Origin of the sequence: Novacetimonas hansenii, from assembly GCF_014843995.1 — a bacterium.
In the GTDB taxonomy this organism is placed as follows: Bacteria; Pseudomonadota; Alphaproteobacteria; order Acetobacterales; family Acetobacteraceae; genus Novacetimonas; species Novacetimonas hansenii.
In genome coordinates, this window is record NZ_CP062147.1 from 1567581 (window position 1) to 1593813 (window position 26233).

22 protein-coding genes are annotated in these 26233 nt (G+C 60.1%); 19 read left to right on the top strand and 3 right to left on the bottom strand.

Going from position 1 to position 26233, the window contains the following annotated elements; translation table 11 throughout:
- The first annotated feature begins 26 nt into the window (after positions 1 to 26).
- The 11 genes from tmk (at position 27) to IFJ82_RS06995 (ending at position 14931) form a co-directional block, all read left to right on the top strand.
- The gene (tmk, locus tag IFJ82_RS06945; protein ID WP_075595322.1) at positions 27 to 677 is read left to right on the top strand and encodes a dTMP kinase; all 651 of its coding nucleotides are present in this window, start codon (positions 27 to 29) and stop codon (positions 675 to 677) included.
- Positions 678 to 684: 7 nt separating this feature from the next.
- Positions 685 to 1650, top strand: a complete 966-nt coding sequence (locus tag IFJ82_RS06950; RefSeq protein WP_075624722.1) for a DNA polymerase III subunit delta' — start codon at positions 685 to 687, stop codon at positions 1648 to 1650.
- Positions 1647 to 3185, top strand: coding sequence for a methionine--tRNA ligase (gene metG, locus IFJ82_RS06955; protein ID WP_192266089.1), 1539 nt, complete (start codon positions 1647 to 1649; stop codon positions 3183 to 3185). Before IFJ82_RS06950 ends, metG begins: the two co-directional genes overlap by 4 nt.
- The gene (locus tag IFJ82_RS06960) at positions 3185 to 3982 is read left to right on the top strand and encodes a TatD family hydrolase (RefSeq protein WP_003620385.1); all 798 of its coding nucleotides are present in this window, start codon (positions 3185 to 3187) and stop codon (positions 3980 to 3982) included. The genes metG and IFJ82_RS06960 overlap by 1 nt, the downstream gene beginning before the upstream one ends.
- Before the next feature lie 4 nt (positions 3983 to 3986).
- On the top strand, positions 3987 to 4772 hold the full coding sequence (locus IFJ82_RS06965; protein WP_192266090.1) for an MBL fold metallo-hydrolase: 786 nt from the start codon (positions 3987 to 3989) through the stop codon (positions 4770 to 4772).
- 349 nt (positions 4773 to 5121) lie between these two features.
- Complete coding sequence (locus IFJ82_RS06970) at positions 5122 to 7068, top strand: PrkA family serine protein kinase (RefSeq protein WP_192266092.1); 1947 nt, start codon at positions 5122 to 5124, stop codon at positions 7066 to 7068.
- Between the two features lie 26 nt (positions 7069 to 7094).
- Positions 7095 to 8405, top strand: a complete 1311-nt coding sequence (locus tag IFJ82_RS06975; protein WP_192266094.1) for a YeaH/YhbH family protein — start codon at positions 7095 to 7097, stop codon at positions 8403 to 8405.
- A complete protein-coding gene (locus tag IFJ82_RS06980; RefSeq protein ID WP_003620381.1) occupies positions 8402 to 9976 on the top strand; it encodes a SpoVR family protein in 1575 nt (524 codons plus the stop codon). Before IFJ82_RS06975 ends, IFJ82_RS06980 begins: the two co-directional genes overlap by 4 nt.
- A 151-nt stretch (positions 9977 to 10127) precedes the next feature.
- The gene (gene guaB / locus IFJ82_RS06985; RefSeq protein WP_003620379.1) at positions 10128 to 11630 is read left to right on the top strand and encodes an IMP dehydrogenase; all 1503 of its coding nucleotides are present in this window, start codon (positions 10128 to 10130) and stop codon (positions 11628 to 11630) included.
- 30 nt (positions 11631 to 11660) lie between these two features.
- On the top strand, positions 11661 to 12956 hold the full coding sequence (locus tag IFJ82_RS06990) for an RsmB/NOP family class I SAM-dependent RNA methyltransferase (RefSeq protein WP_192266096.1): 1296 nt from the start codon (positions 11661 to 11663) through the stop codon (positions 12954 to 12956).
- A gap of 145 nt (positions 12957 to 13101) precedes the next feature.
- Positions 13102 to 14931 (top strand): cation:proton antiporter, encoded by a 1830-nt coding sequence (locus IFJ82_RS06995; RefSeq protein WP_192266098.1) that lies wholly within the window; start codon positions 13102 to 13104, stop codon positions 14929 to 14931.
- 12 nt (positions 14932 to 14943) lie between these two features.
- Here IFJ82_RS06995 and IFJ82_RS07000 read toward each other — a convergent pair whose 3' ends face one another.
- The gene (locus IFJ82_RS07000) at positions 14944 to 15465 is read right to left on the bottom strand and encodes a L,D-transpeptidase family protein (RefSeq protein WP_062808997.1); all 522 of its coding nucleotides are present in this window, start codon (positions 15463 to 15465) and stop codon (positions 14944 to 14946) included.
- Between the two features lie 165 nt (positions 15466 to 15630).
- Here IFJ82_RS07000 and IFJ82_RS07005 point away from each other — a divergent pair, with 165 nt between their 5' ends.
- Positions 15631 to 16347: a response regulator transcription factor gene (locus IFJ82_RS07005; protein ID WP_003620373.1), complete on the top strand. Its 717-nt coding sequence runs from the start codon at positions 15631 to 15633 to the stop codon at positions 16345 to 16347.
- A 257-nt stretch (positions 16348 to 16604) separates the two neighbouring features.
- On the opposite strand, the gene xth is transcribed toward IFJ82_RS07005, so the two are convergent.
- Entirely contained in the window at positions 16605 to 17399 is a 795-nt protein-coding gene (xth, locus tag IFJ82_RS07010; RefSeq protein WP_192266100.1) for an exodeoxyribonuclease III, read from the bottom strand.
- 422 nt (positions 17400 to 17821) lie between these two features.
- Here xth and uvrC point away from each other — a divergent pair, with 422 nt between their 5' ends.
- From uvrC to IFJ82_RS07045, 7 genes are all read left to right on the top strand, one after another.
- Positions 17822 to 19747 carry an excinuclease ABC subunit UvrC gene (uvrC, locus tag IFJ82_RS07015; RefSeq protein ID WP_408901705.1) on the top strand — a complete coding sequence of 642 codons (1926 nt, stop codon included), beginning with the start codon at positions 17822 to 17824 and terminating at the stop codon, positions 19745 to 19747.
- A 93-nt stretch (positions 19748 to 19840) separates the two neighbouring features.
- The gene (gene pgsA, locus IFJ82_RS07020) at positions 19841 to 20440 is read left to right on the top strand and encodes a CDP-diacylglycerol--glycerol-3-phosphate 3-phosphatidyltransferase (protein WP_003620370.1); all 600 of its coding nucleotides are present in this window, start codon (positions 19841 to 19843) and stop codon (positions 20438 to 20440) included.
- Positions 20441 to 20546: 106 nt separating this feature from the next.
- The gene (locus IFJ82_RS07025; protein WP_003620367.1) at positions 20547 to 21071 is read left to right on the top strand and encodes a hypothetical protein; all 525 of its coding nucleotides are present in this window, start codon (positions 20547 to 20549) and stop codon (positions 21069 to 21071) included.
- 47 nt (positions 21072 to 21118) lie between these two features.
- Positions 21119 to 21373 (top strand): molybdopterin converting factor subunit 1, encoded by a 255-nt coding sequence (gene moaD / locus IFJ82_RS07030; protein ID WP_003620365.1) that lies wholly within the window; start codon positions 21119 to 21121, stop codon positions 21371 to 21373.
- A 7-nt stretch (positions 21374 to 21380) separates the two neighbouring features.
- Positions 21381 to 21872, top strand: coding sequence for a molybdenum cofactor biosynthesis protein MoaE (locus IFJ82_RS07035; RefSeq protein ID WP_192266102.1), 492 nt, complete (start codon positions 21381 to 21383; stop codon positions 21870 to 21872).
- Positions 21873 to 22170: 298 nt separating this feature from the next.
- The gene (locus IFJ82_RS07040) at positions 22171 to 24033 is read left to right on the top strand and encodes a ribonucleoside-diphosphate reductase subunit alpha (RefSeq protein WP_003620361.1); all 1863 of its coding nucleotides are present in this window, start codon (positions 22171 to 22173) and stop codon (positions 24031 to 24033) included.
- Positions 24034 to 24293: 260 nt separating this feature from the next.
- A complete protein-coding gene (locus tag IFJ82_RS07045) occupies positions 24294 to 25298 on the top strand; it encodes a ribonucleotide-diphosphate reductase subunit beta (RefSeq protein ID WP_003620359.1) in 1005 nt (334 codons plus the stop codon).
- A gap of 143 nt (positions 25299 to 25441) precedes the next feature.
- Here IFJ82_RS07045 and IFJ82_RS07050 read toward each other — a convergent pair whose 3' ends face one another.
- The gene (locus tag IFJ82_RS07050; protein WP_075624765.1) at positions 25442 to 26200 is read right to left on the bottom strand and encodes a tRNA1(Val) (adenine(37)-N6)-methyltransferase; all 759 of its coding nucleotides are present in this window, start codon (positions 26198 to 26200) and stop codon (positions 25442 to 25444) included.
- Between the last annotated feature and the right edge of the window lie 33 nt (positions 26201 to 26233).

Here is a 26233-nt window from a genome sequence, read left to right on the forward strand (position 1 = left end):
CGATGGCAGGGGTGATGACAGGGGCAATGACGGGACTGTTCATTACGTTCGAAGGGGGGGAAGGGGCCGGGAAATCGACGCAGGTTCGCCTGCTGCAAGAACATCTTGCCACGATCATGCCACCCGACAGGATTGTCCGCACCCGTGAACCGGGCGGGACGCCCGGGGCGGAGGCCGTGCGCGACTTCCTGTTGTTCGGCGAACATGACCTGTCGCTGCGCGCTGAAACACTGATGCATTTTGGCGCGCGCTATGACCATGTCGATCGCCTGATCCGCCCGGCGCTGGAGGCGGGAAAGGTCGTTATTTCCGATCGTTTCACCGATTCCACCGCCGCCTATCAGGGATATGGCAGGGGGATGGGTGATCCTGCAATCCTCGACCTGATCGCATCCCTGCGCCAGCAGACTGGCGCCCGGCCCGACATGACCTTCATCCTCGATGTTCCGCGTGCCATGGCGCGTGAACGCCTGCGCACACGCGGCAATCGCCCCGACCGGTATGAAACCGCGGCGGAGGCCTTCCATGCCCGTGTGGCCGAAGGGTTTGCCGCCATCGCCCGGCAGGAACCGGGCCGGTGCATCACGCTGGACGCGGCCCAGCCGCCTGATATCGTGGCCCAGGCCGTCGCGCGGCATGTCGCGACGCGTCTGCCGATGTCGTGGGGACAGGGATGACAGCCCGATGACAGCCCCGCGCGAACGCACCCGTCTGCATGGGCATGACGCCGCGTGGCAGCAGTTCGCATCCGTGATGCGTGCGGGCCGCCTGCATCATGCGTGGCTGCTGACGGGGGTGGACGGGATCGGCAAGGCGACAATGGCCTTCATGATGGCCCGCGCCCTGTTGAAGGCACATGACCACGACAGCCCGGTCGGCCGGCGCATCACCGCCGGGACGCATGCCGACCTGCTGGTGATCGCACGGGGGGTGGATGACAAAACCCGTCGTCCCCGCCGTGAAATCGTGGGCGATGACGTGCGCCCGATCGGGGCCTTCCTGCGTCGCACCGCGGCCGAGGGCGGGTGGCGGGTGGTGATCGTCGATGGCGCCGAATACATGAACCGCACCGCCTCCAACGCCATCCTCAAGATTCTGGAGGAGCCCCCCGCAGGTGCGATCCTGATCCTGACCTGCGCGGCGCCCGGTCGCCTGTTGCCAACCATCCGCAGCCGTTGCCGCACGCTGGACCTCGGCCCGCTGTCAGCACATGATTTACATGCCGTGCTGACAGATGTGGTTGATGATGCATACCGCGCGGATATCGAAAATATCATCCCCCTGTCCCATGGATCGGCGGGACGGGCGATTTCCCTGCTGCACAGGGACGGGATAAAGCTGTCCACGCTGGTGGCGCAGGTGATGGATGGACAGGATGGCGGGACGGATGCCTATCGCATCGCCAGTAGCATCACGGAATCGGAAAATGGCTTTTCAGTCTTTTTCGATCTGTTATGCGATGCCATATCGGTAAGGACACGCGAACTCCTCCGTGCGCCACAAGGCCAGGGGCAGTCACGCGACATGCGGCCCGAACGCATGGCCGATGCGTGGCAGGATCTGGTCCGGCTACGTGCGGAGACTGAAAATTTCAATCTGGATAAGCAGCAGGCGCTCCTGACGGCGCTTGCGCGGGTGAATGCAATATGACACGGCGCTATTACGTCACGACACCGATCTATTATGTGAATGGGGCGCCCCATATCGGACACGCCTATACCTCCGTCGCGGCGGACGTGATCGCGCGGTTCAAGCGGCTGGCGGGCTTTGACGTCTTTTTCCTGACGGGCACCGACGAACATGGGCAGAAGGTGGAGCAGGCGGCACAGACAGCCGGCGTGACCCCGATCGAACTGGCCAACCGTGTCGCCGCGGATTTCCGCGATATGTATGACAAGATGGCCATCTCCTACGATGATTTCATCCGCACGACGCAACCCCGCCACGCCGAAGGGGCCGCCGCGTTGTGGAAGAAGCTGGAGGAGAACGGCCATATCTATCTCGGGGCGTACGAAGGCTGGTACGCGCTGCGCGATGAATGTTTCTATCAGGAAGAGGAACTTGTCACCGCGGCGGATGGCACCCTCACGGCCCCGACCGGCGCACCGGTGGAATGGGTGAAGGAGCCTTCCTATTTCTTCCGCCTGTCCAAGTTCCAGGACAGGCTGCTGGAACTTTACGAAACCCACCCCGGATTCGTGGAACCTGCGGGACGCCGTAACGAGGTGCGCAGCTTCGTCCGGGGGGGGCTGCGTGACCTGTCCATCAGCCGCACAAGCTTCAACTGGGGCATTCCCGTTCCGGGCGATCCGAAACATGTGATGTATGTCTGGGTCGATGCGCTGGCCAATTACCTGTCGGCCGTGGGCTATCCTGACGAAGGCGCGCCACGTTGGGATTTCTGGCCCGCGAACCTGCATCTGGTGGGCAAGGACATCCTGCGTTTCCATGCCATTTACTGGCCTGCACTGCTGATGGGGGCAGGGTTGCCGCTGCCGGAGCGTGTGTTTTCCCACGGATGGTGGACCATCGCGGGACAGAAGATGAGCAAGTCGCTGGGCAATGTCCTTGACCCGCGCGACCTGGTGGCGGAATTCGGCCTTGATCCGGTGCGCTTCTTCCTGATGCGTGAAATGCCCTTTGGCGGCGACAGCGATATCAATCGCAAGGCCATCATCACGCGCATGAATGTCGAACTGGCCAATGACCTTGGCAACCTTGCGCAACGCACCCTGTCGCAGATCGCGCGCAATTGTGCCGGCCTGCTGCCCGAACGCGCAACGCCCACGGCGGAGGATACGGCGCTGCTGGCGCAGGCCAGCCTGCTGCCTGATCTCATGCATGGGCAGATCGACCGTCAGGCGCTGACCGATGCGCTGGAGGAGGTGTGGAAGGTAATCCGCGCCAGCAACGCCTATATAGACCATCAGGCTCCGTGGGCGCTGAAGAAGACCGATCCGCAACGCATGGCCGATGTCCTGCGCGTACTCGCCGATGTCTTGCGTACCATCGCCACGGTCTTGCAGCCTTATATGCCCGGCAGCATGGATACGATGCTGACACAACTGGGTGTGGAAGCGACGGAACGCGATTTCGCGGCCCTTGGGACGCCGTTACCCGCAGGTCGTCCGCTTCCCGCGCCCAAGGGCATATTCCCACGCTTTGTCGAGGCGGAATCCCAGTGATGGCGCGGGGTGGATTGACGGATTCCCATTGTCATCTTGACCATTTTTCGGACGAAGAATTGCCTGACCTGCTGTCGCGCGCATGCGCGGCGGGGGTTAGCGGGCTTGTCACCATCGGCACGCGCCTGTCGCGCGCGGCGGAGCAGAAGCGGCTTGCCGGTTTTGATTCCGATCGCGTGCGCGTCTGGTGTACGGTGGGCACGCATCCCGACCATGTCGATGAAACCCCGGTGCCGACAGCGCATGACATCATTGCCCAGACGCACGACAACTGTGTCATCGGGATTGGTGAAAGCGGTCTGGATTATTTCCATGGCAAGCCTGAAATCCGTCCCCTTCAGCAAGAGAGTTTTCGCGCCCATATCGATGCGGCACGACAGACGGGCCTGCCACTGGTGATCCACACCCGTGATGCGGATGCGGACATGATGTCCATTCTGCGCGACGAGACCGTGGAAAACGGGGTGTTTCCCTTTCTGGTACACTGCTTTTCCTCCGGCCCGGAACTGGCGCGCACGGCGGTTGAACTTGGCGGGTATATCAGTTTTTCTGGCATTGCGACCTTTGGCCGGGCGGAGGCCGTGCGCGCGGTTGCCGCGGAAATTCCCGCCGAACGCCTGCTGGTGGAGACGGATGCGCCGTTCCTTGCCCCGGTGCCAAAGCGCGGCAAGCGCAACGAACCAGGCTATGTCCCCCATACCGCGCAGGTGGTTGCACGGTTGCGCGGGATGGAGGATGACGCGTTCGCCGCGTTGACCACCGCCAACTTCCACCGTCTGTTTACCAAGGCGGCCTGAAGCGATGGAAATGACCATTCTGGGGTGTGGTGGCTCCGCCGGGGTGCCAATGGTCGGCGGGGTGGACGGGGCAGGGGACTGGGGCCTGTGTGATCCGTGCGAACCGCGCAATGCACGTCTGCGTTCATCGGTGCTGCTGCGTGATGATACGGGCAATGCGCTGCTGGTCGATACGGGGCCGGACCTGCGGGCACAATTGCTGGCGCAGCGGATTACACGTGTCGACGCGGTGCTGTATACCCATGCCCATGCGGACCATATCGCCGGGCTGGATGAACTGCGTGCAATCAACCGCATCATCGGTCGTCCGATTCCCGCCTATGGCACGCGCGATGTCATCGACGAACTGGTCACGCGCTTCGATTATGTCTTTCGCCCCTGGGCGCCCCCTTCCTTCTATCGCCCGGTCCTGACGCCCCATGTGATCGAAGCCGGGGGCGAAGCCATGATCGCAGGCATGAATGTGCATGTTTTCAGGCAGGTGCATGGCCATACCCTGACGCTTGGCCTGCGTGTGGGGCCAATGGCCTATTGTACGGACGTGGCGGAACTTGACGATACCGCGCTTGATATCCTCCATGGTGTTGATACGTGGGTGGTCGGATGTTTCCAGCGTACGACCCATGTCTCCCACGGTTGGCTGGAACGCGTATTCGAATGGCGTGAACGTATCCGCCCGCGTCGCACCGTCCTGACCCATATGGGGCCGGACATGGACTGGGCCTGGATGCAGCGGCATCTTCCGGCCGGGGTCGAGGCCGCCTATGACGGGTTGACCCTGCGGACCTGACCTGACGGGCCTGGCGGCTACATGACGCAGACCCTACCGATGGTTCATTGTGAAGATTTAGGTTGAATCCGGCACATCCCCGGCGATAGCGTAAACAGACGGGCCGATCCTGCAAATCGGGACCCGTTCTTTACGGGGTGACAAAATCACTAGGTTATATCAGGGCAATAATGCCCGGCCTCACGATACCACGCCCATGCAGGCGAGCGGTCGTGTCCATCATCGCCAGACCAGAACGACAGGTTGCTGAAACTCTGCCCCCTGCATGAAGGGGGCCCAGGCAAAAGATACGACGCATACTCATCCTACGGTTCACCCCGAACCCTGCTGATTTCGGAGAAATCTGCTGATGGCAAATGAGTTCAATGTCTTCTCCCTTGCGACGGCAATGCGCGACGAACGCCGCGAAGTCGAAATGGGGCTGTCCGACTATCTCGAACATTGCAAGGTCGATCCTTCCTGTTACGCCACTGCGGCGGAACGCATGCTCCGCGCGATCGGAGAGGCGGAGACGACCGACACGTCCCGCGACCCGCGCCTGTCGCGCATCTTCATGAACCGCACGGTGCGGACCTATCCCGCATTTTCCGATTTTTACGGGATGGAAGAGACGATCGAACAGATCGTCGGCTTTTTCCGGCATGCGGCGCAGGGGTTGGAGGAACGCAAGCAGATCCTCTACCTTCTCGGGCCGGTGGGGGGCGGCAAGTCATCGCTGGGCGAACGCCTCAAGGCGTTGATGGAGAAAGAGCCGATCTATGCGCTTAAGGCCGGGCGTCACATCAGCCCGGTTTTCGAAAGCCCGCTTGGCCTGTTTGATCCCGAACGTATGGGACCGTTGCTGGAGGCGCAGTACGGCATCCCGCGACGCCTGCTGACGGGTATTGCAAGCCCGTGGGCCATCAAGCGGCTGGAGGAATTCGACGGCGACCTGTCGCGTTTCAGCGTGGTGAAACTTCATCCCTCCCGCCTGCGCCAGATCGCGATCGCCAAGACCGAACCGGGGGATGACAATAATCAGGACGTCTCCGCCCTGGTGGGAAAGGTCGATATCCGGCAACTGGAGAACTATAGCCAGAACGATCCCGACGCCTACAGCTTCTCCGGCGGGCTGAACCGTGCCAACCAGGGCATCCTTGAATTCGTGGAGATGTTCAAGGCCCCCATCAAGATGCTTCATCCGCTGCTGACGGCCACGCAGGAGGGGAATTATGTCGGCACGGAAAATATCGGGGCCATCCCCTTTACCGGTGTCATTCTTGCCCATTCGAACGAGGCCGAATGGCAGGCTTTCCGCAACAACCGCTCCAACGAGGCGTTCCTTGACCGCGTCTGCGTCATCAAGGTGCCGTACTGCCTGCGCGTCAGCGAGGAAGCGCAGATCTATGACAAGCTGATCGACACATCCAGCCTGTCACAGGCCCCGTGCGCGCCCAATACGCTGGAGATGCTGGCGCGGTTTGCCGTGCTGTCGCGCCTGAAACCCCATCCGAATTCCACCCAGTTCGCAAAGATGCGGGTCTATGACGGGGAAAACATCAGGGAGACCGACCCCAAGGCCCGCACGATGCAGGAATATCGCGACGCGGCAGGCGTGAACGAGGGGATGAACGGCATTTCCACCCGCTTTGCCTACAAGGTGCTGTCGGCCACGTTCAACCATGACCCGACGGAAATCGCCGCCGACCCGGTGCATCTGATGTATGTGCTTGAACATGCCATCCGGCGCGAACAGTTCCCCGCGGAGGTGGAGGCGCAATATCTTGCCACCCTCAAATCCGACCTTGCCGGGCGTTATGCCGAATATCTGGGGCACGAGATCCAGAAAGCCTATCTGGAAAGCTATAACGATTATGGCCAGAACCTGTTTGACCGGTATCTTGAACATGCCGATGCCTGGATCGAGGATCAGGACTTCAAGGACCCCGATACGGGGCAGATGCTGAACCGCGACCTGCTTAATTCCGAACTGACGAAGACGGAAAAGCCCGCGGGCATCGCCAACCCCAAGGATTTCCGTAACGAGGTCGTCAAGTTCGCCCTGCGCGCGCGCGCGAACAATGCTGGACGCAACCCGTCATGGACATCGTACGAGAAAATTCGCGACGTCATTGAAAAACGGATGTTCAGCCAGGTGGAGGACCTGTTGCCGGTCATCAGCTTCGGTTCAAAAAAGGACCGTGAGACCGGGCACAAGCACGATGAATTCGTGGGGCGCATGATTGCGCGGGGATACACGGAACGCCAGGTCCGTCGGTTGGTTGAATGGTACATGCGGGTCAAGCAGTCGGCCTGACACATGGAACATGGTGGTAAAGCGCAGTGGACATCATTGACAGACGTTCCAATCCCCATGGGAAAAATATCGAGAACCGGCGTCGCGTGATCGAACGCGCCCGCGACGCCGTCCAGAAATCCGTGCGCGAGGCCATAGCGCACGGCAGCATACAGGAGACCGGACATGACAGAAGCGTCACCGTACCGGCGGATGCGCTGCATGAACCCTCGTTCCACCGGGTTTTCAGCGGGGGCAGCCGTCACTTCATCCTGACGGGGAACAAGGAGTTCTGCCGTGGCGACAAACTGCAACGTCCTCCTGCCGGTGGTCAGGGCGGTGGCGGCACGGGGGAGGGAAACCCGTCGGACGCGGGGGAAGGGGAAGACAGCTTCCGCTTTGTCCTGAGCCGGGAGGAATTCCTCGATCTGTTCCTGGACGATCTTGAACTGCCTGACCTGGTCAAGCGTGAACTGTCCACGACCGAGACGACGGCCCCCATGCGCGCGGGGCTGAGTAACGAGGGGGCCCCATCTCAACTGGACCTGTCGCGCACGATGCGCCGGTCCATTGCCCGGCGTATCGGCCTGCGTCGCCCGCGCCCCGATGAAATGGTGCAGGTGGAACAGCGCATCGAGGCGCTGGAGGCGCAACACCCGTTAAGTGCGCACGACCTTGATGAACTGCATCAGTTGCGTGAACAGCGCACAACAATGCAGCGTCGGCTTGCACGCATTGCGTGGGTGGACCCCGTTGACCTGCGTTACCGCCGCCACGCCGTGGTGCCACAGCCCGTGACACGGGCGGTCATGTTCTGCCTGATGGATGTTTCCGGCTCCATGACCGAACGGATGAAGGATCTGGCCAAGCAGTTTTTCGCATTGCTGCACGTATTCCTTGAACGGCGTTACCGCACGCTGGATATCGTGTTCGTGCGCCATGCCGAACGGGCGGAAGAGGTGGATGAAAATACGTTCTTCCACGACCCCAGCACAGGGGGCACGCTGGTGTCCTCAGCGCTTGAACTGATGGCTGATATCCAAAAGAAGCGCTATCCGGTCCAGAGCTGGAACATCTATGCGGCGCAGGTATCCGACGGTGACAACCTGCCTTCGGACATGGCCCGTGCCTGCGGCATATTGACCGGGGATATCCTGCCGAACGTGCAGTATTTCGCCTATATCGAGGTTTCGGCCTCTGGCGCGGTGATCCGGGGACAGACCGACCTGTGGCGTGCCTATCACGATATTTCCATGCATGTTCCCCACCTTGCCGTCCGGCGTGTCACCGAACGCAAGGATATCTTCCCTGTCTTTCGTGACCTCTTCTCGCAGCAGCCTGAAAGGGAAAACGCATGATGGACCTTCGCCCCGCATCCCCTGTCACAGGCACATGCTCCGGCCTGCTCTATCAGGGCAACGACTGGAATTTCGAGATATTGCGCGACTGCTATGATGCCGTGGCGGACATCGCGGAACGTGAACTTGGCCTGACGACCTATCCCAACCGGCTGGAAATCATCACGTCTGAACAGATGCTGGATGTCTATACCGCCCATGGCATGCCGCTTGGCTATCGGCACTGGTCGCTGGGCAAACGTTTCATTGCCCATGAAAATGCCTATCGCCGGGGCATGATGGGGCTGGCGTATGAGGTCGTCATCAATTCCGACCCGTGCATCAGCTATTTGATGGAGGAAAATTCCGCCACGATGCAGACGCTGGTGATCGCGCATGCCGCGTTCGGCCACAATCATTTCTTTCATAACAACCGCCTGTTCCGTGAATGGACCAACGCGTCGGAAATCCTCGATTACCTGGAATTCGCGCGTGGCTATATCCACCAGTGCGAGGAACGTCACGGCATCGCGGCGGTGGAACGTATCCTTGACGCCGCCCATGCGTTGCAGGGGCAGGGGGTGCATCGCCATTCGGGCTCAAGACGCCTTGACCTGCGTGCGGAACAGCAGCGCGCACAGGCACGACGCCTGCATGAGGAGGCGACCTTTAACGACCTGTGGCGCACCGTGCCCGTCGATGAAGAGCAGCAGCCCGACACCACATCGAACGACCCGATGCGCCGGCGCCTTGGCCTGCCGGAAGAAAACCTGCTCTACTTTCTTGAAAAACATGCGCCGCTGCTTGCCCCGTGGGAGCGCGAGGTCATCCGCATCGTGCGCATGATCGCACAGTATTTTTATCCCCAGCCACAGCTCAAGATGATGAACGAAGGATGTGCGACATGGGTTCATGATTACATCATGCGTCGCCTGCATGAAAACGGGCGTATCGACGACGCGTCGTATCTGGAGGCGATCCATTCCACCAGCAATGTCATCACGCAACCCGATTTTGACGCGGGCGGGGGGCCGTCGTTCAATCCCTATGCGCTGGGCTTTGCGATGATGGGTGACATTGCACGTATCTGCACGTCGCCCACGGCAGAGGACCGTGCATGGTTCCCTGAAATCGCGGGCAATGACCGGCCCATCGAAACCCTGAAACATGCATGGGCCGAATTTCGCGACGAAAGCTTCATCCTGCAATATCTGTCCCCTGCTGTGATGCGCAGGTTCCGCATGTTCCGCATCCATGACGATACCGCAGCGCCATACCTGTTGGTGGATGCGATCCATGATGACGCCGGATATCGCGATATCCGGCGCACGGTGGCGCAGAACCACGATCCCGCCAACATGAATGCGGAAATCGAGATCACCGGCGCCAACATGCATACCGACCGTATGCTGACACTGGAACACCGCACGACGCGGGGGCACCAGTTCCATGCCGATGACGCGCGCAGGACATTGCAGTACATGGCGGACCTGTGGGGGTATGGTGTTCAGTTGCTTGAACGCGATGCGGATGATGGCACGGTTCTGGCGACCTATGAGGCGACAGGGCGTGGGGGCGTGCGGCGCGGATGACCCCCTGACATTTTATTTTCCATGCCGAATCCGGGCCAAAGGATGCGCACAACGCTTGCAAGGCCCCGATTCACGGCTTATGAGGGTGCGCCAACGGTCGGGTACCCGCGGCACTGGGGACCCTCCACTGTCTGATTGAGGTTCCTGCAGCATGTCTTCCACGACGAAACCGGTTTCCATTCCCCGTATCGAGGATCGTATCCGCGAGGCCCTGGCGTTTGACGACGTGCTGGTGGTGCCCGATGAATCCAACGTCCTGCCTTCGGAAACTTCGACCAGAACGCGCCTGACGCGCCGGATCGAGCTGAATATCCCGCTGGTCTCTTCCGCCATGGATACCGTGACGGAAGATAACATGGCCATCGCCATGGCACAGAACGGTGGCCTGGGTGTCATTCACAAAAACCTGACGATCGAACAGCAGGCCGAGCAGGTCCGTCGCGTCAAGCGCTTTGAATCCGGCATGGTCGTCAACCCCGTCACGGTTTTCCCCGACCAGACACTGGCGGAGGTGAACGCCATCATGTCGCGCCATGGCATCAGCGGCCTGCCGGTTGTGGAACGCGACACCACGCGCCTTGTGGGAATACTGACCAATCGTGATGTGCGTTTCGCCACCGATCCGGGACAGCGCGTTTATGAACTGATGACCCGTGAAAACCTGGTGACCGTGCGTCAGGATGTCGCGCGGGAGCAGGCACGCCAGTTGCTGCACCGTCACCGGATTGAAAAGCTGCTGGTCATTGATGACGAGGATCGCTGCGTCGGCCTGATTACCGTCAAGGACATGGACAAGGCGGTGATGCACCCCAACGCCAACAAGGACGAGCTCGGCCGCCTTTTGTGTGCCGCGGCGACCGGCGTGGGCGAGGACGGCCTGACGCGTGCGCGCGAACTGATTGACGCCGGGGTGGACGTCATCGTGGTTGATACCGCCCATGGCCATTCACGTGGCGTCCTGACCTCCATTGAGAAGATCAAGGCCATCCGCGAAGACATCCAGATTATCGCAGGTAACGTCGCAACGCCGGAAGCGGCGCGCGCATTGATCAAGTCGGGTGCCGACTGTGTAAAGATCGGCATCGGGCCGGGGTCGATCTGCACCACGCGTATCGTGGCGGGCGTGGGCGTGCCGCAGTTTTCCGCCGTCATGGAAACATCGGCCGCCTGTCATGAACTCGATATCCCCGCCATTGCGGATGGTGGCATCCGTACCTCTGGCGATATCGTGAAGGCCATCGGCGCGGGCGCGGATGTCGTCATGATCGGGTCCCTGCTGGCCGGAACCGAAGAAGCCCCCGGCGAAGTGTTCCTGTATCAGGGGCGCACGTACAAATCCTATCGCGGGATGGGCAGCCTGGGCGCGATGGCGCGTGGGTCGGCCGACCGTTATTTCCAGCAGGAAATCAAGGACACCCACAAGATGGTGCCCGAAGGGATCGAAGGCCGCGTCGCCTATAAGGGGGCGATGGGGGCTGTCATCCACCAGCTGGTGGGCGGCCTGCGCGCGGGTATGGGCTATACCGGTTCAGCCACCGTCACCGACCTGCAGCAGCGCGCGCGGTTCCGCCGCATCACCGGCGCGGGCCTGCGTGAAAGTCACGTTCATGACGTGTCCATCACGCGCGAAGCGCCGAATTACCGGCAGGATTGACGGCATCATTACAAAAGCGATTACACGTCCATGACCCCCAGTGCACGGCTGTCGGCCGCCATCGACCTTATATCCGCGATGGAGGCCACGCCGTTCCGGCCGGCCGACGCGGTTGCCAATTCTTTTTTCCGCGAACGCCGGTATATCGGCGGGGGGGACCGCCGGGCCATTTCCGCCCGGGTCTGGGATACCCTGCGCCATTGGCGTCGCCTGTGCTGGTGGATTGAACGGGCCGACGCCCCGGTCACGCCGCGCACCCTTGTACTGGCGCTGGAGGTTCTGGCGCGTCAGGACCGGATGACACCGGAGGAACTGTTCAGCGGGGAATGTTACGCGCCGTCCCGCCTTGATCCGCAAGAACGTGCCCTGTGTGCTTTCCTGCGGGGCAAGTCGATGGACCATCCCGAAATGCCACGGGCGGTCACGCTGGAGGTGCCTGACTGGCTGCTGCCCCGGGTGGAGGCCACCTTTGGCGCGCAGGCCGATGCGGAACTTCAGGCGATGATGGGCGAAGCCACGTTGGACCTGCGTGCCAACCTGCTCAAGACCACGCGGGAAGCTGCGCGCATGGCCTTGGCGCAGGAGGGGATCACGACGCAGGACACCACGCTTTCGCCATGGGGGCTGCGTGTCGCGGGGCGGCAGCCTGTGACCTCCACCGCAGCGTTCCGTGCCGGGCTGATTGAAATCCAGGACGAAGGCAGCCAGCTTGTCGCCGCCGCCGTGGGGGCAGGGCCGGGCATGCGGGTTCTGGATTACTGTGCCGGGGCGGCGGGCAAGACGCTGGCGATGGCCATGACGATGAATAATCGTGGCCACATTGTCGCCTGTGACGTGTCCGAACCGCGATTGGACGGGGCGGTGCGGCGCCTGCGCCGTGCCGGCGTGCACAATGCCGAACGCCATCTTCTGGCAACGGGTGACAAATGGGCACGCAGGCGTGCGGGCAGTTTTGACCGCGTGCTGGTGGATGCACCCTGCACCGGGACGGGCACATGGCGGCGGAATCCAGATGCACGCCTGCGCCTGCGGGAGAGTGATCTGCTCGAACTGATGGAAAAGCAGTCAGACATTCTGGATCGTGCGGCGGCATTGCTGCGCCCGGGCGGGCGGCTGGTCTATGCCACGTGCTCCATCCTGAACGAAGAAAACCATGACCAGATCGCGGCCTTTGTGCAACGTAACCCCGCCTTTCGGCTGGTGACGCCCCCACAGGGCGAAGGGATCATGCCAGCGGGCCTGCTGGTGGGGGGGCAAATGAGTCTTTCCCCCCTGCGAAACGGGACGGATGGCTTTTTTACCGCCGTGATGGAACGCGTCGCCTGACAGGATTTTTTTACTCCTGATGTACGAATATCGACCCCATGCGACGGGTGTCGGCCCCATACTGGTCGATGCGGCGTAGCCCTGTTCTTTTTCCGGGCCGCGCCATCGGGGTTCCCGACAGGACATAACGATACGGGAAACATACATGCAGCATAATCTGGCGATCGGGCTTCTGTGCATTCTGGGGGGCGGCATTGCGGCGCAATGGGTCGCGTGGCGGTTCAGGCTGCCCGCCATCGTCCTGCTGTTCGCGCTGGGGCTGGTTTATGGCCCGGGCTTGGGCCTGCTGCACCCATCCGCGACGATCGGCAGCTATTTTCATCCCCTGATTTCGCTGGCGGTTGCCTTTATCGTGTTCGAAGGCGGGCTGGCGCTGAATGTGCGGCAATGGCGCACTTCGGGGGAGGGGGTGTTGCGGCTGACGGCTGTGGCGCTTCCGATCAACTGGGTGCTGGGCACCCTTGCCGCGCATTTCGTCGGCCACCTGCATTGGGGGACGTCATGGCTGTTCGGTGCGATCATTGTCGTGACCGGCCCCACGGTGGTGCTGCCGTTGTTGCGTCATACCAAATTGCGCCCACGGGTCGCGGCCTTCCTGCGGTGGGAGGCGATCGTCAACGACCCGATCGGGGCGATCCTTGCCACCCTTGTCATGGAATTCCTGCTGCTTCAGCCTTCGCCAACGGGCGATGTCTCCCTTGCGGCGATAGAGATCTGGCCACACCTGCTGTTCAGCACCATGTTTGCGATCGGCTGCGGCATTTTTCCCGCGCTGCTGGTCAAATTCCTGTCCAGTCGTGACCTTCTGCCTGAAATCCTGCGTATTCCCATCATCCTGACCTTTGCCATGAGCATGGCTGCCATATGCAACCTTGTGATGGCGAGTACGGGCCTGATGGCGGCCACCGTGTTCGGCATGGCGCTGGCCAACCTGAATGTTGTGGGCATTTCCGAACTGCGCCGTATCAAGGAATCCCTTGGTGTCATTGTGGTGTCATGCCTGTTCGTCGTCCTGACGGCCGACCTTCATCGCGATGTGCTGCAAAAATTGTCCCTGCCGATTCTTGCACTGACACTGACTGTGCTGTTCGTGGTCCGGCCGCTGGGGATTTTCCTTTCCACCATCCGGTCCGACCTGTCATGGCAGGAACGCCTGTTCGTTGGATGGATTGCCCCACGCGGGATCGTCGCCGCCGCGGTCGCGGGGGCGGCGGGCCTTCAGTTGCGTGATGCGGGTGATCCCAGCGCCGCACTGATTACGCCTGCGGTGTTTGCCGTCATCGCCACGACCATGATCCTGCACGGGTTTTCCCTCCGGCCACTGGCACGCTATCTGCGGCTGACACTGTCGGATGAACCCGCGCTGGCGATCATGGGGGCCAATGCATGGTCCACCAATCTGGCGACCATCATTCATCAGCAGGGGATTCCGGTGGTCCTGGTCGATACCTATTCCGGGGCGCTGGAAAAAGCCGACCGGCAGGGCGTGCCGACCCTGAAGGCCGAACTCCTGTCCGAAGAAGGGCTTGAACGGCTGGAGGAGCGACCTGCGGATTATCTGATCGCGGCGACGCCTGATGCGATCTATAACGGGCTGGTCTGTGCGCGGCTGGCCCCGGATTTTGGGCGGCAGCGCGTATTCCAGGTCAGTCCGGGCGTGGCACGGCTTGACCTGTATCGTGGTGTCAGCCGGGAATCGCGGGGCAAGGTTCTGGGGGAACCGTCATGGAATTTTTCCATGATTGATTCCCTCTTTGACAGGGGATGGCGTTTCCACTGTCATGTTATAACGGACCCGTTGCAGGAAAATGATATCGCGCAGGGACATGCGATGATTTTCATGGTGATTCGCAAAGGGGTGGCGATATGGGTCATCTCTGCCGAGGATGAGGTCCGTTCCGAAGCCGGCGAGGGGGATATGGTCATCGTATTCCAGCCCCCGCCCGCTGCATCCCCTGACCCTGTGGCGGCATAGGGGGCGCGGGATTCAGCGCGTCATGCCGGGGGGCAGGACCTCGATTTCAGACAGCCCCATTTCCAGCAGATGCCGCAGGTCAGATTCGGGCACCGCGATGCAGCCCTCGGTCGGGCGACCGCCTGTCTGGGGAAGGTGAAGGAAGATGGCGGAGCCACGTCCGCGTACAGGCGGCGAATCATTGTAACCCAGAACGACGATGATGTCGTAGACGTGATCGTCACGCCACAGGCGTTCATGGCGACCGGCATGCGGCAGGATCACATACTGGTTATAATCGCTCTCTGCCGGATCGTCACACCAACCATCGTGCGGCGATAATGGTTCCACCGGCAGGCGGCAAACCGGGGCCGCGACCCGGTCGGCACGATAGAAAACCCGCCGCAGCGGAAGGATTCCAACCGGAGTGGCATGATCTCCCTCGATTTTATGCAGTGTGACGCCATTCGCGCCAATGGCTGCGGGTATCCGCCTGTTCATGCAATGCAGTTGTGCGTCCAGACCGGTATTCGATTGCAAAATAGCGCGTATCATGAATTTCTCTGTGTAAGGTCGCATGTGTGTTATGTCCGGCCTGCGTATGGCTGGATATGGTTTCGCGATCATTGGGCGACAGCCTGATGCGACATGTTATCGTATCATGAAAGTCGAATAACCGATTCCGAATCTCGGAACGGACAAAGTTATAAAGAGGGTTCGATGGCGGGTGCACGTCCCATTCTGATAGCGGACGACGATCAGACGTTACGTCAAATGCTCGTTGAACAGCTGCAGGTTGAAAGTGAATTTGAAGCAATCGAGGCAGGGTCCGTCGCTGAAGCATGGGAAAAGCTGAATGCGCCGGGTGCCCGTTTCGATGCGATCATCCTTGATGTTTCACTCCCTGATGGCGACGGGCGGGATTTCTGCGCCGATCTGCGGCGTAAGGGGAAGCGTATCCCGATTATCATCCTGACGGGGTCGGATGATGAAACGGATGTGGTGCGCGGCCTTGATGCCGGCGCCAACGATTACGTGGCAAAGCCGTTCCGTATCGCGGAACTGCTGGCGCGGCTGCGTGCGCAGATGCGTATTTTCGAAAATAGCGAAGATGCCGTTTTTGCCATTGGCCCGTATATTTTCCGCCCTTCGGCCAAGCTGCTGCAGGAAACGGAAAAGAACCGCCGCATCCGCCTGACGGAAAAGGAAGCCGCGATCCTGAAGTTCCTGTATCGCGCCGGTACACGTCCCGTGCCACGGCAGGTGCTGCTGAACGAGGTCTGGGGTTATAACGCAGCGGTGACGACCCACACGCTGGAGACGCATATCTATCGCCTGCGTCAGAAGATCGAGCCCGATCCGACCAATGCCACGCTGCTTGTCACCGAAGGCGGCGGGTATCGTCTTGACCCCGAAGGCGGCAAGAGCGCGGCCTGATCCCGCTTTTTTCAGCTCATGTCATGCGGTGAGGGGCCCTGTGTGTTTCACCGCATGGAGTGTGTGGCGGGCAGGGTCCACAATGCTGTCCGCACGTGCCCTGTTTTCAAAAGGGCACTTCCCGGAAAAATTTGGGCATTCCCTATCGACGGCCCGTTTTAAAACCGTTGGCGGCGGGTGAGGTATCCCGGCCCTACGGCAAAAGGGGCGTCATCACAGGGGCGCACGACACGGGAGCCATGGTTACGCGGGCATGGCTATATCGCCAGGTCCACAATCACCGGGACATGGTCTGACGGTTTTTCCCAATCGCGAACGGGACGCAGGACCGACATGTCGCGTAATGTGGGCACAAGGTCAGGTGTCACCCAGACATGGTCCAAGCGCCGTCCACGGTTGGACGCGCTCCAGTCCCGGTTGCGATAGGACCACCATGTGTAGAGTTTTTCATCCGCCGGAACAAAGTGCCGCATGGCGTCAACAAAGCCGCTGTTCTGCCATGCCAGCAGGCGTGACGTTTCTTCGGGCGTGTGGCTGACAATCTTCAGAAGCTGCCGGTGGCTCCAGACATCATGTTCCAGTGGTGCGATATTCAGATCCCCCACCACCACCGTTCGGCGGACATCACGTTGCGCGAACCATGCGCGGGCTTCCTCGACGAATGCAAGCTTGTGCGCGAATTTCGGATTTTCCACCGGATCAGGAATATCGCCGCCCGCCGGGACATAGAAATCATGCACGGTCACGGCGTCCGCGCCTTCTCCGTATTCCACGGCGATATGGCGGCAATCGCCCCTGTCGCACCAGTCTGGCGTATCGGTCAGCATGCGCATGGGCTGGCGGCTGAGGATCGCGACACCGTTATAGCTTTTCATGCCGCGAAAACAGACATGGGGAAATCCCAACGCCTGCACCGCGTCCAGCGGGAACAGGTCGTCCGTGACCTTGGTTTCCTGCAGGCAGACGATATCCGGCTGGTTCTCCGCGCATAACCGCTCCAGCAGGGGCAGGCGCAGACGAAGCGAATTGATATTCCATGTCATGATACGCATAGGGGTGAATTACCCATCAGCCCGCCCCTGGCAAGGGCAATTCGCGCCAGGGGGCGCCAACATTTCCACGAAAATGCAAAGTGGGGACAGGAGGGAGAAGTCCAGACTTTCGTACGAAAGCAGAACAGATCCAAAAGAAGCCTTGAAATCACATGGGAAAACCTCGAAATACCCCTCAACGGCCTTCAGGTCTGAATTTTATTCACCTGAGGGCTTGACATCATTGTTTTCCAGCAAGTTGCGTGCCTGAAGGGTCTCCTTTGGTCCTGCATCCATCCATAATTGTTTCATATCAAATGGTTATGCGTTGTGATGTTTTTTTGGGCAATCCAAAGGCAGGGGAGGAAAACCGCCATGCGCATGATTTTATCTGCCTCTGCTCCACAGACTTATCCACAACTTCGGTGGATGAACGATTTTCAATGATCCCGGACGAAAAGACCATCACCACGATCCCCACTTCCCCGGCCCTCCCATCGCACGAAAGCGCAACCCCGGTGGGGGTTGCCGCGATTCACAAGGCGCTCCAGACCATGCCCCTGTCACCGGGGGTCTATCGCATGCTGGGCCGCAAGGGGGAGGTGTTGTACGTCGGCAAGGCGCTCGCACTGAAAAAGCGCGTCACGTCCTATACGCAGGTTCACCGGTTGCCGGAACGGTTGCGGCGCATGGTGTCGGAAACGGCGTATATGGAGATCGTCACCACCCATACCGAGGCCGAAGCCCTGTTGCTGGAGGCCAACTATATCAAGCGCATGCAGCCGCGTTACAACATCCTGCTGCGTGATGACAAAAGTTATCCATGGATCATCCTGACCGATCGGCATGAATTCCCCCAGATTGCGAAACATCGCGGAAAACCGGTCAAGGGCGCATCTTACTGGGGGCCGTTTGCATCCGCATGGTCGGTGAACCAGACGCTGAACCTGTTGCAAAAGGCATTCCTGCTGCGTTCATGCACCGATTCCGTGCTGCAATCACGGACACGCCCGTGCCTGTTGCATCAAATCCATCGCTGTTCCGCCCCATGTGTCGATCTGATCAGCCAGGAGGATTACGGCGCGTTGGTGCAGCAGGCGCGCGATTTCCTGTCCGGCAAGAATCCCCGCATGCATGAGGAGCTGGTCCGGCAGATGGAAGAGGCGGCAGGCGCGCTGCAATTCGAACGCGCGGCCGCCATCCGTGATCGTATCCGTGGCCTGTCGGCCATGCAGCAGGACGCCAGCGTCATCAACCCGACCACCATGTCCGATGCCGATATCGTCGCCATCTGGCAGATTGCGGGGCAGTCCTGCATCGAGGTCTTTTTTATTCGTGGCGGTCGCAACAACGGCAATCGCGCCTTTTTCCCCAGCCATGCCCGCGACGAAGGCGCGGCTGATGTGCTGGCGGCATTCCTTGCGCAATTTTATGACGACAAGCCGCCACCGGGCCAGATTCTGGTCAATCACGCCATTTCCGATAACGAACTGCTGGGCCGTGCGCTGGAACTGCGTCGGGGGAAACGTGTTGAGATCATCCATCCGCAACGCGGGGAAAAACGCGCGGTGCTTGAACATGCCGAACTGAACGCGCGCGAGGCGCTGGAACGCAAGCTGGCGGAAAGCGCGGGGCAGGCCCGCCTGCTGCGTGGTGTGGCCGACCTTTTCGGTCTGGCAAACCCGCCCGGCAGGATCGAAACCTATGATAACAGCCATATCATGGGCTCACATGCATATGGCGTGATGGTGGTTGCCGGTCCCGAAGGGTTTGAAAAGCGGGCCTATCGTAAATTCGCCATCAAGGGGCCGGTCACGCCCGGTGACGATTTCGGCATGATGCGCGAGGTGCTGGAGCGTCGCTTCAGCCGCGCCCTGCGGGACCGTGAGGAGGGCATACGTCCAGATGACTGGCCCGACATCCTGTTGATCGACGGGGGGGCGGGACAGTATTCCGCCGTGCGCACGGTGCTTGATGAACTCGGGGTGACGGATGTGACCCTTGTGGGGATCGCCAAGGGGATTGACCGCGACGCGGGCCGCGAATGGTTTCACACCGCGACCCGTCCACCGTTCCAGTTGCCCCCGCGTGACCCGGTCCTGTACTACCTGCAACGCCTGCGTGACGAGGCCCATCGCTTTGCCATCACGACACATCGTGCCGGGCGGTCAAAAACATTGGTCAAATCCGAACTCGATGATATTCCCGGTGTCGGCCCGGCACGTAAGCGCGCGCTGCTGAACCGGTTCGGTTCGGCGCGTGGCGTGCGTCAGGCGGGGTTGGGGGAACTGGAATCCGCACCGGGCATCAGCCGGGATACGGCACGGACAATATACGGTTTTTTCCATCCCGACTGGACCGGGGAATGAACCTTGTGTCATGCAGATGTGAGCAAATGAGCGGGCAGACCAGCGTTATAGATGTTTTTGTTTCGCGCTGTCCTTGGATATAGCTGGTGAACCATGCTTACTGACCTGCCTAATCTCCTGACCCTGTCGCGGATTGTTGCTGTGCCGGTCGTTGTGCTGCTGGTTGTCATCAGTACACCCGGCACGGACTGCGCCGCATGCGTCATCTTCATCCTGGCCGGGATTACCGATTACCTTGATGGCAAGCTGGCGCGCGCATGGCACCAGAATTCCGACCTTGGCCGCATGCTCGACCCGATCGCTGACAAGCTTCTGGTGGGGGCGTGCCTGATGGTGCTGGCCGGGCTTGCGCGGCTTCCTTATTGGACGCTCTATCCCGCGATCATCATCCTCTCGCGGGAGATACTGGTCAGTGGCCTGCGTGAATATCTGGCGACGACCAAGGTGGGACTGCCGGTTACGCGCCTTGCCAAATGGAAAACCGGGTTCCAGATGACTGCCATCGGTTTCCTGCTGGCGGGGGACAGCACCGCCAGCTTGCTGGATATCACATGGTTGCCGGTCAACCTGCTGGGGGCGATCATGCTGTGGGTTGCCGCGGCCCTGACGCTGGTGACCGGGTGGGATTATCTTTCCACCGGTATCCAGCATGTCACCCGTAACAACCAGTCGGTAGGTAATATCGTCCCCTGAATTTTCTGCTGGCGGTTCTGCCAGATGCATATACCACTTGTGGTTGTGAGATTATGCGGGCAAATTCTCCCTATGGTTGTGCCGACCATGAACCAGGGAGAATGCGATGCGTCCGAAAGCCCCGTTTCTACTACTCTTATGCCTGACGGGGTGTGGTGGGTTTGGCGACATTCTTGCCGATAACACGCAACTGCCTGGCAGCCTGCCCAACATGCCAAAGATGGAATCGGAAAACCTGCGTCGTTCCATGGGGCATGCCGTGGCGGAGCCCCCGATCCTGCCGCAGGGGCAGGACATATGGCCCACCAGGATACAGTCCATGCCCACGCTGGCGGATATCAGTTCGGGACGTGTGCATGCACAGTCCGGGCATTTCGTCCGTCGTTCCGCCGATGGCGCGCAACAACTGCTCGACGGGGCATCGCTCAGCATCGGTGAGGCGGATGCAGGCGATCTGCCGGCCGACCTGCCCGCCGCCATGCCGACGATACAGGACGGGCACGAGGGCAAGGGCCATCCGGCAAGAAGCCATGCCATGGCGGAAAATGCGGATATCATCGTTCCCCATGCCGATGGCGGCAAAACCGTGATCCATGCCGATGGCGCGGTGGTCGAGCAACCGCATCCCTGATATAGCGCTACGCATACCAGAACCTGACGCAGCAAAAGGGTGGGCGGATGCCGGACATTCTCTACTTCGCATGGCTACGAGACCGCCTGGGCCATGACCGCGAAGCCATAAGCCTGCCGTCCGGCGTCACGCGGGTAAGTGACCTTGTGCAGATGTTGCATGACCGGGGCGGTGAATATGGTGAAATCTTCGGGCAGCCCGAACTGGTGCGCGTCGCGGTGAACCAGTCCTTTGCAGCGCTGGATACATGCATAGGGCCTGATGACGAAATCGCCTTCTTCCCGCCGGTCACGGGGGGATAGCAGCGCCATGCCACGCATCCATATCCGCGTTCAGACCGAAATATTTGATCCCACCCATGAAAGCGCCAGCCTGCTGGCGGGACATTCCGATGTCGGGGCCATGGCGTCGTTCATCGGCATGGTCCGTGGGGATGGGGGGCTGCGCTCTCTGGAACTGGAACATTATCCCGGCATGACCGAATCGATGATGACGCGAATCGCCGAATCGGCGGCCACGCGATTCGGGCTGTCGGGCTGCACCATCATCCATCGCGTGGGACGGCTTGGGGTTGGGGCCCCGATCGTACTGGTAATCTGCACGGCGGCCCATCGTGGCACCGCGTTTCAGGCTGTCGAGTTCGTCATGGACTGGCTCAAGAGCCGGGCGCCTTTTTGGAAAAAAGAGGAATTCAGCGATGGTCGCACCCAATGGGTGCAGCCGCGCGAACATGACGCACAATGCCTGCGGCGATGGAATGACGCAGATGGGAACAGCCTGGATATTCCCGCCGGACGTTGAGCGGTTTTGCCTGCCAAAGTGGAGTGAAAAATAACTTTTTTCCTCTTGACGACGGATTGTCCAAGAGTCGGAAAAGGCCACTGCGTCCATATATATAGTGCATCAGGACGCGGATTGGTCCATATATAGCGCCATAGCAGCAATGACCGGACACATAGGAACAGGATCACCCGATCCTGCGACACGTCACGGGCAGCTTATGGAGTTTAAGTGGATGAGTCTGGATGGCATCTCCGGTTCTACGGTCGAGGGATATAGTGACGAACACGATGCCATCCACAGAAAGGATGCGGCCCCCATGCCCGAGATGTTTGATGACGTCGTCCAGTTGCCAGACGGCTTTTCCGTCCGTGTTGACCGCAGCCGCGATGCGCTGCTGACGGCGTTTGGCAAGGCGACGCTCGATAACCGCTACCTTCTGCCCGGCGAGGGGTATCAGGACCTGTTTGGCCGCGTCGCGTCGTATTACGGTGCGGACGAAGGACATGCGCAGCGTCTGTATGACTATATCTCGCGTCATTGGTTCATGCCGGCCACCCCTGTGCTGTCGAACGGGGGCACCACGCGCGGCCTGCCGATTTCATGCTTCCTGAACGAAGCCAATGACAGCCTGCGCGGTATTGTCGATCTGTGGAACGAGAATGTGTGGCTGGCCTCAAAGGGCGGCGGGATCGGTTCCTATTGGGGCAACCTGCGTTCGATCGGGGAGAATGTCGGCCGCAATGGCAAGACATCCGGCGTCATTCCGTTCATCCGCGTTATGGACAGCCTGACGCTGGCCATCAGCCAGGGGTCGCTGCGTCGCGGGTCGGCCGCGGTCTATCTGCCGGTCTGGCATCCTGAAATCGAGGAATTCATCGAACTGCGTCGCCCCACCGGTGGTGATCCCAACCGCAAGGCGCTCAACCTCCATCATGGAATCCTGATTTCGGATGCGTTCATGCGCGCCGTGGCGGCGGACGAGGAATGGGCATTGCTGTCGCCCAAGGATGGCAGCCACATCCGCAAGGTGTCGGCCCGGTCGCTGTGGATACGCATCCTGACCGCCCGTATGGAGCAGGGCGAACCGTACATCATCTATTCCGATCACGTGAACAATGCGCGCCCCCAGCATCACAAGCTGGCGGGGCTGGAGGTCAAGACCTCCAACCTGTGTGCCGAAATCACGTTGCCGACCGGCATGGACCATCATGGCAAGGAACGTACGGCGGTGTGCTGCCTGTCGTCGCTCAACCTTGAAACCTGGGATGAATGGAAGGATGATCCGCAGTTCATCGAGGACGTTATGCTGTTCCTCGACCGGGTGTTGCAGGATTTTATCGACCGTGCCCCCGATGACATGGAACGCGCCAAATACGCCGCCGCGCGCGAACGTTCGGTCGGGTTGGGGGTCATGGGCTTCCACAGCTTCCTTCAGGCCAAGAACATCCCGTTCGAAAGCGTGATTGCCAAGGTGTGGAACAAGCGGATTTTCGAGCATATCCGCAAGCAGGCCGACGCTGCGTCCCATAAGCTGGCGCAGTCGCTTGGCGCATGTCCCGATGCCGCGGAATATGGCGTTATGGAGCGGTTTTCGAACAAGATGGCGATTGCGCCGACGGCATCGATTTCCATTATCGCAGGCAATGCAAGCCCCGGTATCGAACCAATCGCGGCCAATGTGTTCCTGCAAAAGACGCTTTCAGGGTCTTTTACGGTGCGTAATCGCCATCTGGACCGGCTTTTGACGCAAAAGGGGCGCAACACGGATGACGTGTGGTCGTCCATCACCCTGAACAAGGGCAGTGTGCAGCATCTTGATTTCCTGGATCAGCAGGAAAAGGATGTGTTCAAAACCGCCTTTGAACTGGATCAGCGCTGGGTGATCGAACATGCGGCGGATCGCGCGCCCTTCATCTGCCAGGCACAGTCAATCAACCTGTTCCTGCCCGCCAACGTGCACAAGCGCGACCTGCACCAGATCCATTACATGGCGTGGAAACGTGGCGTGAAATCGCTGTATTACTGCCGTTCCCTGTCGGTCCAGCGCGCTGATGCCGTCAGTGATGGCAAGGTGAAGAACGATATCATGCAAAAGGAAACGGACGAGGCCCTGCCACCGATCCCCCCTGCGGCGCCTGCATCCTCGACGGATTACGAGGAATGCCTCGCCTGTCAGTAAGGGGACGTTTGGCAATGACGTCGTCATAAAGAACGATATGGCGTTTCAGGTGTCGCCTGCCTTCCAACAGGCGACATCTGCCAAAGCGTGTTGAAAAAATCTTTATCAAAAACTTTTATCATTAGCCGGATATGATCGCGGCTGTCCTGCTTCAGCCATAGCAGGCGCGCCTGCCGCAGGGGATATCACATCCCCTGTTGTGTTCATGCAGGAGCCAGGAGAAGCGGCGGTCCTGTTTGGCTTCAAATAGGGTGAGCACCATGAGCGATACATCATCCGGCCCGGACACCCGGACCGAGCAGCACTTTGACCTGCTAACCGCGAACCCGGTTTACAAGCCCTTCCGCTATCCTTGGGCATATGATGCCTGGTTGACGCAGCAGCAGGTACACTGGCTACCCGAAGAGGTGCCCCTTGCCGATGATGTCAAGGATTGGCATCGCAGCCTGACCGAAAGCGAACGGCATCTCGTGACGCAGATTTTCCGCTTCTTCACGCAGTCGGACGTGGAAGTGAACAACTGCTACATGAAGCATTACAGTCAGGTTTTCAAACCGACCGAAGTGCTGATGATGCTGTCGGCATTTTCCAATATCGAAACGATCCATATCGCGGCCTATAGCCATCTGCTCGATACGATCGGCATGCCTGAATCGGAATATTCCGCATTCCTGAAATACAAGGAAATGAAGGATAAGTACGATTACATGCAGGAATTCTCGGTCTCGAACAAATACGAGATCGCCCGTACGCTTGCGGCATTCGGTGCGTTTACCGAGGGATTGCAGCTTTTTGCCTCGTTCGCGATCCTGCTGAACTTCCCGCGCTTCAACAAGCTCAAGGGCATGGGACAGATTGTCTCATGGTCGGTGCGTGATGAAACGCTGCATTGTGTCTCCATGGCGCGGCTGTTTCGGGTTTTTGTGCAGGAAAACCCGGAAATCTGGACGCAGAAGCTGCAAGATGACATCCGCCAGATCTGCCGCGATATTGTGGAGCATGAGGATGCCTTTATCGACCTGTCATTTGAAATGGGGCCGGTGGAAGGGCTCGATGCCGCGCAGGTGAAACGCTATATCCGCTTTGTGGCCAACCGTCGTCTGGGCCAGCTTGGTCTTGATGGGCTTTATGATGTTGCGACCAATCCGCTGCCATGGGTGGATGAGATGGTCAACGCGGTCGAGCATGCCAATTTCTTTGAAAACCGTTCCACCGAATATAGCCGTGCGGCGACGCAGGGAACATGGGGCGAAGCCTTCGACTGATCCTGTGTGGCTCCTTGCAAGGGGCCACATAACTGACTGCAATAATAGAAGTTTTCAGGGGATCTGGTTTGGAGTCAAAAGCTGCCGCCTTGGTTCCGGGATGCGGTGGTCAGTAAAATTTTTATAATGTGTTGGGGTTTAGATTAGTCGAGGAGTGGCAGGCCTTCACGCAGGACGGCATGGGCGGCCTGCGTAAAGGTGCCATCCGCATGATGCAGCACAATGCCAGGCAGAAGTCGCGCAGGGGTGCGTGATCCCATGCGTCCCCGTATCAGCACGATCTTTGCCGCAACGCCCTGCCGGGGCCAGCAGGGGAAGACCGTAATATCCCCCAGATGGCTGTCGCCCATGCTGCTGATTGCGTGATCGAGCAATGTGGCAGGCACCGCAAGTGTCAGGGTTCCATGGTGACGCAACTGTGCCGACAGGCTGCCGACCCAGTGTGCAAGGCCCGCGCGCGGCAGGCGGCGCGCCCTGTCCCGACGCGACAGGGGGGAGGGGGTGCTGGCATGGTCATGCCACGGCGGATTGGCAAAGGCATGGTCGATACGCCGCACGCCCGGTCCGCTCAGATACGGGTCATCAGGCATCGCCGGCAAGGTGGCCTGCAGGATACGAATCGTGTCGAATCCGTTATCGCCAATATTCACCTGACCAAGGGCGACAGTATGGGAATCGCATTCCAGCCCGATCCCGCGCACACCCGGCACCCGTGCCGCAAGGCACAAAAGCCCCGCGCCCGCGCCGCATCCCCCTTCGAGTACATATTGCCCGGCGCGTGCAGGTACGCACGCGGCCATCAGGACAGGTTCCAGTCCTGTCCGGTATCCATCGCAAAATTGACGATAGCGGACACGCCCATCAAGGAGCGTTCCCAACGTCATGGGGGGCAGTGTATCCATGCGCGAGACCGCCGTCATACGTGCGCATTCAGC

Bases quoted from the DNA above. Each gene is read 5' to 3' on its own strand.
- tmk (WP_075595322.1), top strand. From the start codon at position 27: ATGACGGGACTGTTCATTACGTTCGAAGGGGGGGAAGGGGCCGGGAAA.
- moaD (WP_003620365.1), top strand. From the start codon at position 21,119: ATGCCGGACATTCTCTACTTCGCATGGCTACGAGACCGCCTGGGCCAT.
- IFJ82_RS07005 (WP_003620373.1), top strand. From the start codon at position 15,631: ATGGCGGGTGCACGTCCCATTCTGATAGCGGACGACGATCAGACGTTA.
- IFJ82_RS07035 (WP_192266102.1), top strand. From the start codon at position 21,381: ATGCCACGCATCCATATCCGCGTTCAGACCGAAATATTTGATCCCACC.
- pgsA (WP_003620370.1), top strand. From the start codon at position 19,841: ATGCTTACTGACCTGCCTAATCTCCTGACCCTGTCGCGGATTGTTGCT.
- IFJ82_RS06995 (WP_192266098.1), top strand. From the start codon at position 13,102: ATGCAGCATAATCTGGCGATCGGGCTTCTGTGCATTCTGGGGGGCGGC.
- guaB (WP_003620379.1), top strand. From the start codon at position 10,128: ATGTCTTCCACGACGAAACCGGTTTCCATTCCCCGTATCGAGGATCGT.
- IFJ82_RS07045 (WP_003620359.1), top strand. From the start codon at position 24,294: ATGAGCGATACATCATCCGGCCCGGACACCCGGACCGAGCAGCACTTT.
- IFJ82_RS06980 (WP_003620381.1), top strand. From the start codon at position 8,402: ATGATGGACCTTCGCCCCGCATCCCCTGTCACAGGCACATGCTCCGGC.
- IFJ82_RS06960 (WP_003620385.1), top strand. From the start codon at position 3,185: ATGGCGCGGGGTGGATTGACGGATTCCCATTGTCATCTTGACCATTTT.
- IFJ82_RS07025 (WP_003620367.1), top strand. From the start codon at position 20,547: ATGCGTCCGAAAGCCCCGTTTCTACTACTCTTATGCCTGACGGGGTGT.
- IFJ82_RS07050 (WP_075624765.1), bottom strand. From the start codon at position 26,200: ATGGATACACTGCCCCCCATGACGTTGGGAACGCTCCTTGATGGGCGT.
- metG (WP_192266089.1), top strand. From the start codon at position 1,647: ATGACACGGCGCTATTACGTCACGACACCGATCTATTATGTGAATGGG.
- IFJ82_RS07000 (WP_062808997.1), bottom strand. From the start codon at position 15,465: ATGATACGCGCTATTTTGCAATCGAATACCGGTCTGGACGCACAACTG.
- IFJ82_RS06970 (WP_192266092.1), top strand. From the start codon at position 5,122: ATGGCAAATGAGTTCAATGTCTTCTCCCTTGCGACGGCAATGCGCGAC.
- IFJ82_RS06990 (WP_192266096.1), top strand. From the start codon at position 11,661: ATGACCCCCAGTGCACGGCTGTCGGCCGCCATCGACCTTATATCCGCG.
- xth (WP_192266100.1), bottom strand. From the start codon at position 17,399: ATGCGTATCATGACATGGAATATCAATTCGCTTCGTCTGCGCCTGCCC.
- IFJ82_RS06950 (WP_075624722.1), top strand. From the start codon at position 685: ATGACAGCCCCGCGCGAACGCACCCGTCTGCATGGGCATGACGCCGCG.
- IFJ82_RS07040 (WP_003620361.1), top strand. From the start codon at position 22,171: ATGCCCGAGATGTTTGATGACGTCGTCCAGTTGCCAGACGGCTTTTCC.
- IFJ82_RS06965 (WP_192266090.1), top strand. From the start codon at position 3,987: ATGGAAATGACCATTCTGGGGTGTGGTGGCTCCGCCGGGGTGCCAATG.
- uvrC (WP_408901705.1), top strand. From the start codon at position 17,822: ATGATCCCGGACGAAAAGACCATCACCACGATCCCCACTTCCCCGGCC.